An 11,826-nucleotide genomic window follows, 5' to 3' on the forward strand; every position below is an offset into this window, starting at 1 on the left:
TACAGCCTGCGGCTAGTTTCCTAGTTTGCTCTTTGATTTTCATTGAGTATAAAAAAGCTTTATTTAAGAAGTATATGTTATAATAAGGTAAATTAAGCCTAATGGAGGACAAAGAAATGGGTTTTTATGTGATGCTTGCTTCAATGCTACTCGGACTGTTCGCTTTGAAGATAGGTTTTTCTCACTTCAAGGAGAAAAAAGATACATTCTTATCTATCTTAACAAGCTTAGCTGGCCTAGCCCTTGTTCTCGTGGCTGTCTGGTTAGGATGGCCTAAATAAACAGAGAAACCTCGGTTAAACCGAGGTTTTTCAGATGAATTTCTTGGTAGTGGCTCAAAAATATGCTACACTATTAATATGAAAATTTTAATCCCAACAGCAAAAGAAATGAATACAGATATGCCAAGTATCGAGGCAAATCCTTTAAGACCAGAAAGTCAGGCCGTGCTGGATGCCTTGGCCCTCTATTCTGCTAGTCAATTGGAGAGTTTTTACAAGGTTTCAGCTGAGAAGGCAGCGGAGGAATTTCAACATATCCAAGCTTTGAAAAGGCAAACTGCTCAACACTATCCAGCTCTGAAACTTTTTGATGGGCTTATGTATCGCCATATCAAGCGAGATAAATTGACCGAGGTAGAACAAGCCTATCTTGAAAATCATGTCTTTATTACTTCGGCTTTGTACGGTGTTGTTCCAGCCTTATCACCTATGGCGCCTCACCGTTTGGACTTTTTGATGAAGTTAAAAGTCGCAGGTAAGACTTTGAAGAGCCATTGGAAGGCAGCCTATGATGAGGATGTGAAGCAGGAAGAAGTGATTTTCTCCCTCTTGTCATCCGAGTTTGAGACTGTATTTTTTAAGGAAATTAGAGAAAAAATGGTGACTTTCAAATTCATGGAGGATAGAGGTGGTCAGCTGAAGATTCACTCAACCATTTCCAAGAAAGCGCGTGGTGCCTTCCTGACAGCGCTGATAGAAAATCAAGTACAGACGGTGGAGGAAGCTCGTCGCTTAAGCTTTGCAGGGTTTACCTACAGAGAAGATTTGTCACAGCCACAGGAATTGGTTTTTGTTAAGGAAGTATAGAAATCAGATATTTTGTATTTGGCAATATGTATCATCAGCTATTTTGGTTTATAAATGAGGAAAAAAGCGAACAAGCTAGTCTTCTGAGTGTCAGAAAAGTAGTCTTGTTCGCTTTTATTATGTTAGTTACTTGATCGCATTGACCAAGTCTTCCGCTTGTTTCTCAAGTGAGTTTAGGACTGTTTCTTCGAGAATCAATTTTCCGTCTGCCCAGGCAGAGTCATTGACACGTGCAGCGGTAAAGTCGCCAACGACTTGCGTACGGATAAATGGCAAGAGGTCTTTATAGATAGCGAAGAGTTGATCGTGACCTGCATTGGCTACAGATGATACGGTGACAAACTTGTCTTGAAGAGCAGAAGCGCCACGTGTATCAGATAAGTCAAGGGCACGAGATAGCCAGTCAAGCAAGTTTTTCACTGTTCCAGGGATAGAGAAGTTGTAGACTGGAGAGAAGATCCAGATGGCATCCGCAGCGAGAACCGCTTCACGAGCAGCCGCTACAGCTGGGTGAGTTGGAACTTCCAAATCTTGGCTGAAGAGAGGAAGGGCTGAATAATCAAGGTAGCTAACTTCCGCTTTACCAGCAAGTGCTTTCTCAGCTTCGAGCGCCATTTGGTGGTTGAAAGAACCTTGGCGTAGGGATCCGACGATAAATAATACTTTTTTAGACATGATGTGTCTCCTTTTTCTTAAATTTCCGAGAATTTTCTCGTTGTTATAAAATATATTACAACAAAGCAAAGCAACTTGCAAGAAATTTGCTCAAAGTTTGTTTGAAATTATAAAATTGTAGAAACTCTAATCACTTGCGACTGGAATGCATTTGATTTTCGAAGAGTATTCTAACATTCTCTTGTAATATGATGACATAAGTGCTAAAATAAACAAGAAAACTCGCAATAGAAACCGCAGAACAGCTATTTTCCGGTATCATTTCATAAACAATTAAACGAAAATAATGGCATTTCAAGAATGCTTCTAAAAGGGGTGGAGATCATGTAAGGCACAGATTAACAAGTGACGGACAAAAGAAATAATAATACACTTGTTAAGGAGAAAAGATGTTAATAAGAAATTATCGGAAAAATATTGGCCTGATGGCCGGAGTTGAGTTTTTTGCATTTCTAGGGATTACCAGTTTTTGGATTCTCTTTCTCAGTCAAAACGGCATGTCTCTTTGGCAGATTGGACTTCTGGAAAGTATTTTTCATACGACCAGTCTTCTCTGTGAAATTCCATCTGGAATGTTAGCTGACCGCTATTCCTATAAGACCAACCTTTATTTAAGTCGAATAGCAGGGATTGTGTCTTCTATTCTCATGTTGGCTGGGCAGGGAAATTTTTGGATTTATGCACTAGCAATGGCTGTGAGTGCCTTGTCTTATAATTTTGATTCAGGAACAAGCGCAGCAATGGTCTATGACTCGGCTGTAGAGGCTGGACTAAAGGAGCGTTATCTATCCATTTCAAGCTTCCTATCAGGAGTAGCAGAAGGAACTCGGTCTTTGGGGACCGTTTTGGCAGGATTTTTTGTCCATGGTCAATTGCACCTGACCTACTATATCATGATTGCGACTTCTATCATAGTTCTTTTCCTGATTTGGATGCTGAAAGAACCTAGTGTCAAGCTAGAAAAAGCTGATAGTGTGACCATGAAACAGATTATTTGGACCGTTAAGGATGAGTTGAAGCGAAATCCCATGCTTTTCAACTGGATGATTTTGTCTCAGATTGTCGGAGTACTCATGTGCATGTTTTATTTTTACTATCAAAATCAGTTACCAGATTTAAGTAGTTGGCAAATTTCAGCAGTTATGTTACTTGGTAGTCTCTTGAATATCGTTGCAGTTTATCTAGCGAGTAAGATTGGAAAGAGATATGCCGCCTTGAAGCTTTTCCCAATCCTCGTCCTACTGATTGGAGTTACCTACCTGCTGTCCTACTTTGGAACACCTCTAATCTATATTTTGATTTATTTGATTAGTAATGCTTTATATGCTCTTTTTCAGCCGATTTTTGATAATGATTTGCAAGAGCGCCTTCCAAGTGAAGTAAGGGCAACCATGCTGAGTGTCTACTCTATGATGTTTAGCCTAAGTATGATTGTGTTCTTCCCACTGACAGGGTGGTTGATTGACAATTTAGGCTTTGTAGTAACATTTCTTTATCTGGGATTCTTTTTAGTCTTGATTAGCCTTCTACTGACTATCTTTTTAGGAAAAATGGCTAAAAGAATAGATGAAAAAATAATTCCATAGATTAAAAGAACTTCTAAAAACTTGAGTGCCAAGCTCAGGTTTTTTTATACGGTGATTTCGAGAAGATGAAGGAAGAAATAAAATGCGATTGTTCTGGCATTCACTTGTAATAAAGCTTAATAGATGGTAAAATAGACGAGTGAAAAAAAGACAAAACAAAGCAAAAAATAATCTACTGTGGCAGTATGGTCTAGGGATGACGATTTTGTTTGTGGTTATCAGTGCTTCCTTTCTGTATCTAGTGTTTCTGAGTATGAAACCCTATCAAACTGCTAAAAGTGAAGGAGAAAAATTAGCTCAGCAGTATGCAGGATTAGAGCAGGCTGATCAGGTTGACTTATACAATGGCTTGGAATCTTATTACAGTGTTCTTGGTCATAATAAACAGCAAGAAGCACTTGCTGTCCTGATTGGGAAAGATGACCATAAGATTTACGTTTATCAGCTAAATCAAGGTGTTTCACAGGAAAAAGCAGAAGCTGTTTCTAAGGAAAAAGGAGCTGGCGAGATTGACAAGATTACCTTTGGACGTTATAAAGACAAGCCAATCTGGGAAGTCAAGTCAGGCTCCGATTTTTATCTAGTAGATTTTGAAACAGGAACATTGGTCAATAAGGAGGGCCTATGAAACTATCCAACCGTGTTTTAGAAATGGAAGAAAGTGTCACTTTAGCTAGTGATGCGAGAGCAAAAAAATTAAAATCTCAAGGTAAGGATGTCCTTTTCTTGACCTTGGGACAACCAGATTTTCACACTCCTGAAAATATTCAGGATGCAGCAGTTAAAGCTATTCGAGAAGGACAGGCTTCCTTCTATACAGTAGCTTCAGGTCTACCAGAATTAAAAGCTGCGGTGAATACCTACTTCGAGCGCTACTATGGCTATTCTGTCGCAAGTAACGAGGTTACCTTTGCTACAGGTGCCAAGTTCTCCCTCTATACTTTCTTTATGGCTGTAATCAATCCTTTAGATGAGGTTATTATTCCAACTCCATACTGGGTTAGTTATGGAGATCAGGTCAAGATGGCAGAAGGGATTCCAGTCTTTGTTCAAGCTAAAGAAGACAATGATTTTAAAGTCACAGTGGATCAACTAGAACTAGTTAGGACAGATAAAACAAAGGTTTTGGTTCTCAATTCACCATCTAATCCGACTGGTATGATCTATACTCGTGAAGAATTACTAGCTATCGGAAATTGGGCAGTTGAGCATGACATTCTGATTTTAGCTGATGATATATACGGTCGCCTTGTTTATAATGGAAATGAATTTGTTCCAATCTCAAGTCTATCAGAAGCAATTCGTAAGCAAACCATTGTTATCAACGGTGTATCTAAGGCCTATGCCATGACGGGTTGGCGAGTTGGTTATGCGGTAGGTGATCCTGAAATCATTGCAGCTATGAGTAAATTGACGGGACAAACAACTTCAAATTTGACATCTGTTTCTCAATATGCGGCTATCGAAGCCTTAACAGGACCACAGGATTCTGTTGATATCATGCGTAAAGCTTTTGAGGAGCGTCTCAATACCATTTATCCGCTATTATGTGAGGTCCCTGGTTTTGAAGTCGTTAAGCCACAAGGAGCCTTCTATCTCTTCCCAAATGTCAAAAAGGCAATGGAGATGAAAGGCTATACAGATGTGACAGAATTTACAACCGCTATCTTAGAAGAAGCTGAAGTAGCCTTGGTAACAGGAGCAGGCTTTGGAGCGCCAGAAAATGTCCGCCTCAGCTATGCGACGGACCTAGACACGCTTAAAGAAGCAGTTAACCGCTTGAAAGCATTTATGGAAAAATAAAAGAAAAGGAAAAATAATGACAAAACGTGTAACGATTATCGATGTAAAAGACTATGTTGGTCAAGAAGTGACGATTGGCGCTTGGGTTGCCAACAAATCAGGAAAAGGGAAAATCGCCTTCTTGCAATTGCGTGACGGGACAGCCTTCTTCCAAGGTGTAGCTTTTAAACCAAACTTTTTAGAAAAATTTGGTGAAGAAGTGGGACTTGAGAAGTTTGATGTCATCAAACGCTTGAGCCAAGAAACGTCTGTTTATGTGACAGGTATTGTCAAAGAAGACGAACGTTCTAAGTTTGGCTATGAGTTGGATATTACAGACATCGAAGTAATCGGTGAATCTCAAGACTACCCAATCACACCAAAAGAACACGGGACAGACTTCTTGATGGACAACCGTCACTTGTGGCTACGCTCTCGTAAGCAAGTGGCGGTGATGCAAATTCGTAACGCGATCATTTATGCGACTTATGAGTTCTTCGACAAGAACGGATTCATGAAATTTGATAGCCCAATTTTGTCAGGAAATGCAGCGGAAGATTCAACTGAACTCTTTGAAACGGACTACTTCGGAACTCCAGCCTACTTGAGCCAATCAGGTCAGCTTTACCTAGAAGCAGGCGCTATGGCCCTTGGCCGTGTCTTTGACTTTGGTCCAGTATTCCGTGCTGAAAAATCAAAAACACGCCGTCACTTGACTGAGTTCTGGATGATGGATGCAGAATACTCCTACTTGACACATGATGAGTCACTTGACTTGCAAGAAGCTTATGTAAAAGCTCTTCTTCAAGGTGTTCTTGACCGTGCTCCTCAAGCCCTGGAAACATTGGAACGTGATACAGAACTCTTGAAACGCTACATTGCAGAGCCATTCAAACGCATCACTTACGATCAAGCCATTGACCTCTTGCAAGAGCATGAAAATGATGAAGACGCTGACTACGAGCATCTTGAGCATGGTGATGACTTTGGTTCACCACATGAAACATGGATTTCAAACCACTTTGGTGTGCCAACTTTTGTCATGAACTATCCAGCAGCCATCAAGGCTTTCTACATGAAACCAGTTTCTGGAAATCCAGAGCGCGTGCTTTGTGCAGATTTGCTTGCTCCAGAAGGCTATGGAGAAATCATCGGTGGATCTATGCGTGAGGAAGACTACGATGCTCTTGTTGCAAAAATGGATGAACTTGGCATGGATCGTACTGAGTATGAATTCTACCTTGACCTTCGTAAATACGGTACTGTGCCACACGGTGGATTTGGTATCGGTATCGAACGTATGGTAACTTTCGCGGCAGGAACAAAACACATCCGTGAAGCTATTCCATTCCCACGTATGTTACACCGTATTAAACCTTAAATAATGAGATGAAAGTAAAAGGTCAAATCGGCCTTTTACTTTTTTTAAAAATGAAATCACTTAAAAATAAGATTAATATATATATATATATATAGAAAAATACATATTTTGGATATAAAACGTAGACAGTTTAATTGAAATAATGTTATAATGTGAGTTGGGAATAAAGTACCTAAGTGCAGCTATCTTACTTTCTGAATCAGTCTGGGAATGGGGCGTTGTTTAAATACTTGGGTATAATTCTTCAACTAAAATTTATTTAAAAAGGAGATAATATGTATTCAAGAATGGACAAGTACCACGGACAAAAAGTCCAGCGCTTTTCAATCCGTAAGTATAGTTTTGGAGCAGCGTCAGTAGCTGTAGCAGCCTATATGATGTTTGGTGGGGCAGCAACTGTTCACGCAGATGTTACACCTTCAACAACTCCAGCAACAAACGAACAAGTAAATCCTAATGCTGGAAATCAAGCAGATTCAAGCAAGCCTGTAGCTTCAACTGAAACTTCTACATCAACTGTGGTGGCACCAGCAACTGAGCAACTAGCAACACCAGCACCTGAGGTAGAACCAGCAGAAACACCAAAAGCTGACACAAGCAAGTTGGAAGCTGCTATTGCTCGTATCGAAGCAGCTCTTGGCAAAGCAGGCCTAACTGAAAAAACTGCCTCAGCTATTGAAGCAGCAAAAGCAGAACTTGCTAAGGCTCAAGCCCTTCTTTCAAACGACAAAGCAACACAAGCAGAAGTTGATTATTCAACAAGTTCATTGAAAAACAGAGCTTTCGTTCTTGAAAGTATGCCAAAAGCATCAACTGACAAGAAAGAAAACAAAAACCAAGATCCACGTAATGGACAAGCCATTCCTGGACAAGGTGAAAGTGGATTTAGAGAAGCTGCGGGTACACCGAGTGGGACAACAAATACTACAGTTACCAATGATGTCATCACACCAACAAATCCAGCACAACCAACTGCAAAAGATATTATCGGAAGTACGAGTACAGTGTCGCGAGAAAACTTTACTGGTTGGGATACCTATACAATGCCGTTCGGAAGTTTCCATCCAGGTCAAGGTGATTTAGGTGTAAATACGCCTGAGAAAAAAAGAGATGCTGCAGATTTAGAGTTTAGAGTGTTCTCTGATCAAAGAGCTGGTACAAGACTTAGCCCTGGACCATCTAACTGGACTTATAAAGGTGAAGCTAGTGATATTAAAGCTCGTATCGACTATGGATTGAAATTACCAGCAAAAGAAGTTCAGAAAATTATTGAAGAAGCTGAATTATGGCGTGGAAAAATGCGCTATAATGGTTCTTTAATTCAAAGTGCACCTGCTTCCACATATTATGGAAGTGGACCTTATGAATATCTGCTTTCAAGTATCTATAAACTAGGATATGAACAAGGGATTGATAAAGTATACATTAAAGATGTACGTAAACGTATTGAAGTAACGGAAGCTGCCAAAAATGCTGGTTGGACTGTTTCAGATTTTAATGTATTCAATTTCCCAAATGGTTTATTTTATGACAAAGCAACAGATAGTGTGCAAGGGGTTGTAACACATAGAAGCCCATTTAACTATCAACAAGTAAAAGCTCGAGTAACGTTTAAAAATACTATTACTGGTAAAAGTGTTACGATTCCACTAGATGATCATAGATTTGCTGGAACAGCATGGAAAGATGGAACACCACCTACCCTAGAAATTAACGAAGCTATTAAAGAAGGTAAAGTAGGAGAAGCACTTACTGTTCCAGTAGAATATAAAGATGCTGGAGCTTCACATGCTGGTGTACCAAATGATAGAAGTGTTACTTATAACTTGACAGATGAAAATGGAACGCCGATTGGACGTACAACGACGATTAAAGAAACTGTAGGTCGTGCTATTCTGGGTGTTTCTGGAGCAAATATTACTGGAACAATAGGTGGAAAAGATGCTGAAATCCCTACTGAATTGACAGGAAATGAGACAAAAATTCCAGGTGTAGGTTTCACCATTGCATCAGCTGATATGACTGAGAACAATCCAAATGGATTTAAAGGAACACCGACAGAAGCTGGGATTTACAGAGTTTCAATCTATGCAAGAGATTATAGAGAGACAAACGCCAATGAAGCATATGCACATGCAACCTTTAAAATTGCGCCTGAAGTGACTGTAAAAAATGTTCATGCTTACGATACAGAAGTTCCTATTACGATTTCTAGAGGGGCTTCAGAAGCAACGATTACATTACCAGATGGAACAAATACAAAAATTGTTGCTAAAGATGGTAAGTGGGTTGTATCGGAAACAACAAATACAGCTGTAAATGTCAATGATGAAATTGGTACAGTTGGTGAAACTTTCAATCTAAAAGTTCTTCCAACAGCAACAGCAAATGCCGCAACAGATACGATTAACGTAACTGCAAATAGTGAAAATATTACAGCAACGTTTACACGAGCCGAAGTAACATTAAAAACGCAACTAGGAGAAAATGTAGCAGCAACATTCAATAAAACTAGTGGTCGTTGGGAATTATCTGGTGAGACTGCTGAGAAGAAAACTCCTAACAGTGACGGTACAACAACATGGTTAAAACGCGACCTATATGTTGATGTGAATAAAGATGGAGAAACAATCTTTAATGTTTACGAATATACTCGTACATTAAACGCAGAAGGAAAAGTTACAGCCGTTAATAATGTATCTCGTACATTAACGACGTATAAAAAAGAAAATACGGCGAACAGTTCAGCAGATTCAGCAACTGATACTAATAAAGGAATGGTTGTAACTGTTAAATATGATAAAGGATTAAATAAATGGTCTGCTGATGATAACTCTACTGTAACAGCAACAAAAACTGGAGATAAGTGGACGATTTCAACTACATCAGGATTTAAAGGAACAGTTGATGCAGTAGAAACAGCAAGTTCTTCAGATAAAGCGTCTATATTAAATGATGCTCCGTCTATTAGCTCAAGTTTATATACTACTGTAAAAGGTGCTACAGTAGATTTAGTAAAACAAAAATCAGCGGCAGTAACAATTACAGATATAGAAGATGATGCGACAACTGCTCCAAATAAAAAGGAAACAACAGTTACAAAAGTAACATTAACATCTCCTTCAGGAACAGTAACAGAATATAGCAGTGAAGCAGAAGCAGCAACTGTTAAATTATCCGAAGTAGGTACTTATACAGTTAAAGTTGAAGTAAAAGATAGTAACGGAAATATCGTTACTGCAGACACTGAAACGGATACTGGAACAAATAAAGGTGCCGAAACGGCTGTAAATTCAACTACTTATACAATTACTGTAAAAGATCAAGAAACGAATAAATTATATACAGTTGAAGATGATGCTGTAACAAGTGATCAGTTGAAAGAAAAAGTAAATCCTACAGTTGTAGATGGGTTTACTGCAACTAAAAATGATATTACAGATATCCCTACAACAGCTAAAAAAGCAGGTCAAACACTAGAAGTGCCAGCAACAGTAACTTATACAAAAGGAACTGAAACAATTCCTGTAGAAACTAAAGTAGATGTTGTTGTCTTGCCAAAAGTAACACCTACAGGTGTAACAGTTCTTAAAGATAGTACTAATTTGGAAGAAGCTGTTAAAGCGAAAGCAGTGGAAGCAGCAAATGCTGTTCCAACTGGTAAATTACCAGATGGGGTAACAGTATCTGTTAAGGAAGTTAAACAAGGAACAGTACCAGCAACAACTGCAACTGGAGTACAAACACCAGCAACAGTAGTAGTTGAGTATTTAAAAGATGGTAAAGTAGTTGCATCTAGAGAAGTAACAGTCCCAGTAACAGTAGTAGGTTCAACAGCTAAGAAATTAGTTGTATTTGAAGGTGATACAGTAACAAAAGACGATGTGAAAGGTGCTGTAACTGAAGGTACAGACGGAACAAAAGGTGAGCCTGTAATTGCTGATGACATTACTGCTACATCAGGAAATAAAGAAGTAACAGTCCCAGTAACATATGACAATGGTAAGTTAACTGAAACAGTGAAAGTTCCAGTAACAGTTTTACCAAAACCAGAAGCAGATGAAATTCTTGTTCCTAAAAATGGCGACAAAGCAAAAGCAAAAGCAAAAGTGCTTGCTCAAGCTGAAAAAGCTATTGCTGATGGAACATTTACAGGTAAACTACCACAAGGTGCTAGAGTTGAGATTGATAAAACAGCTCCAGTAACAGTTCCTGACTTAACAGATGATACTAAAGTAGATGTGACTGTTAAATACACTGTAGATGGTGAAGAGAAAAGAACAACTGTTAAAGTCCCAGTTACAGTAGTTGAAGGTGTACCACAAATTGTCCCAGTGGATGAAAACAACAAACAACCAGATCCAGAGAAGAGCATTGATAAAACAGATTATCCAGAAGGATCTACATTTAGATATAAGACTCCAGATGGACAAACATCTCCAATCGATGTAACAACAACTGGAGATAAGAATGTGATTGTTGAAGTGCTGGATAAAGATGGTAATCCTATTGCAGAAGTACCAGCAACTGTACGAGTTGTTGAAAGCTATCCACAAATTGTCCCAGTAGATAAGGATAACAAACAACCAGCTGTTGAAGGAAGTATTGACCCTAAAGCATTCCCTAAAGAGACAGAGTTTTCTTATGAAACTCCAGTAGATACAACAACACCAGGCGAAAAAGATGTTGTTGTAGTAGCAAAAATTGGAGATAAGGTTATTGCAAAAGTCCCTGCAAAAGTGATGGTTGTTGAACCGAAGACACAATATGTACCAGTTGATAAATCAAACAAACAACCAGATGCATCTAAGAGTGTTGATCCTGAACAATATCCAGATGGAGTAACATTCAAATATAAAACTCCAGTAGATACAACAACACYAGGCGAAAAAGATGTTATTGTAGAAGCAAAAGACGGAGAAGATAAACTTGTAGAAGTTCCAGCTAAGGTTAAAGTAGTGGAAGGTAAAGAACAATTAATTCCTGTAAATCCAACTGAGAAACCTCAAGCAAGAGACAGTATTACTCCAAGTGATTATCCAGAAGGTTCAACATTTGAATACAAAGTTCCAGAAGGACAAAAAGAACCATTTGATGCAACAACTGTTGGGGATAAACCAGTAACGGTTGTTGTAAAAGATAAAAATGGAAATGTATTAGTTGAAGTTCCGGCAACGATTAAGGTGGTAGAAGCTAAACCAACACCAATTGAAACGCCAGTAACGAATACACCTTTAACAAAAGAGGATATTGCTAAATTTGTTAAAGTTCCAGAAGGTGGAAAAGTAACCAATGTAGAAAATATTCCAGACTT

The 11,826-nt window shown here is 38.9% G+C and carries 8 protein-coding genes; 7 read left to right on the forward strand and 1 reads right to left on the reverse strand.

Annotation, left to right across the window (positions count from 1 at the left end; genetic code table 11):
• The first annotated feature begins 116 nt into the window (after positions 1–116).
• Complete coding sequence (locus ADG81_RS08435; protein ID WP_049551448.1) at positions 117–281, forward strand: DUF3953 domain-containing protein; 165 nt, start codon at positions 117–119, stop codon at positions 279–281.
• Between the two features lie 78 nt (positions 282–359).
• A complete protein-coding gene (gene yaaA, locus ADG81_RS08440) occupies positions 360–1,088 on the forward strand; it encodes a peroxide stress protein YaaA (RefSeq protein ID WP_049551449.1) in 729 nt (242 codons plus the stop codon).
• A gap of 126 nt (positions 1,089–1,214) precedes the next feature.
• Here the strand turns inward: yaaA and ADG81_RS08445 are convergent, their stop codons facing one another.
• The gene (locus ADG81_RS08445; protein WP_049551450.1) at positions 1,215–1,763 is read right to left on the reverse strand and encodes an NADPH-dependent FMN reductase; all 549 of its coding nucleotides are present in this window, start codon (positions 1,761–1,763) and stop codon (positions 1,215–1,217) included.
• Positions 1,764–2,152: 389 nt separating this feature from the next.
• On the opposite strand from ADG81_RS08445, the gene ADG81_RS08450 reads away from it, so the two are divergent.
• From ADG81_RS08450 to ADG81_RS08470, 5 genes are all read left to right on the forward strand, one after another.
• Entirely contained in the window at positions 2,153–3,349 is a 1,197-nt protein-coding gene (locus ADG81_RS08450; protein ID WP_049551451.1) for an MFS transporter, read from the forward strand.
• A gap of 139 nt (positions 3,350–3,488) precedes the next feature.
• A complete protein-coding gene (locus tag ADG81_RS08455; RefSeq protein WP_049551452.1) occupies positions 3,489–3,977 on the forward strand; it encodes a DUF5590 domain-containing protein in 489 nt (162 codons plus the stop codon).
• Entirely contained in the window at positions 3,974–5,152 is a 1,179-nt protein-coding gene (locus ADG81_RS08460; RefSeq protein WP_049551453.1) for a pyridoxal phosphate-dependent aminotransferase, read from the forward strand. The genes ADG81_RS08455 and ADG81_RS08460 overlap by 4 nt, the downstream gene beginning before the upstream one ends.
• Before the next feature lie 16 nt (positions 5,153–5,168).
• The gene (gene asnS / locus ADG81_RS08465; RefSeq protein WP_049551454.1) at positions 5,169–6,512 is read left to right on the forward strand and encodes an asparagine--tRNA ligase; all 1,344 of its coding nucleotides are present in this window, start codon (positions 5,169–5,171) and stop codon (positions 6,510–6,512) included.
• A 275-nt stretch (positions 6,513–6,787) separates the two neighbouring features.
• On the forward strand, positions 6,788–11,826 hold a 5,039-nt coding region (locus tag ADG81_RS08470; RefSeq protein WP_049551455.1), incomplete at its 3' end, for a YSIRK-type signal peptide-containing protein.

The sequence above is a fragment of the Streptococcus pseudopneumoniae genome, from assembly GCF_001070815.1.
GTDB lineage: Bacteria > Bacillota > Bacilli > Lactobacillales > Streptococcaceae > Streptococcus > Streptococcus pseudopneumoniae_P.

What these genes read in the sequence shown, in the direction of transcription:
- ADG81_RS08435 (WP_049551448.1), top strand. Translation starts at nt 117, where the DNA reads ATGGGTTTTTATGTGATGCTTGCTTCAATGCTACTCGGACTGTTCGCT.
- asnS (WP_049551454.1), top strand. Translation starts at nt 5,169, where the DNA reads ATGACAAAACGTGTAACGATTATCGATGTAAAAGACTATGTTGGTCAA.
- ADG81_RS08460 (WP_049551453.1), top strand. Translation starts at nt 3,974, where the DNA reads ATGAAACTATCCAACCGTGTTTTAGAAATGGAAGAAAGTGTCACTTTA.
- ADG81_RS08445 (WP_049551450.1), bottom strand. Translation starts at nt 1,763, where the DNA reads ATGTCTAAAAAAGTATTATTTATCGTCGGATCCCTACGCCAAGGTTCT.
- yaaA (WP_049551449.1), top strand. Translation starts at nt 360, where the DNA reads ATGAAAATTTTAATCCCAACAGCAAAAGAAATGAATACAGATATGCCA.
- ADG81_RS08450 (WP_049551451.1), top strand. Translation starts at nt 2,153, where the DNA reads ATGTTAATAAGAAATTATCGGAAAAATATTGGCCTGATGGCCGGAGTT.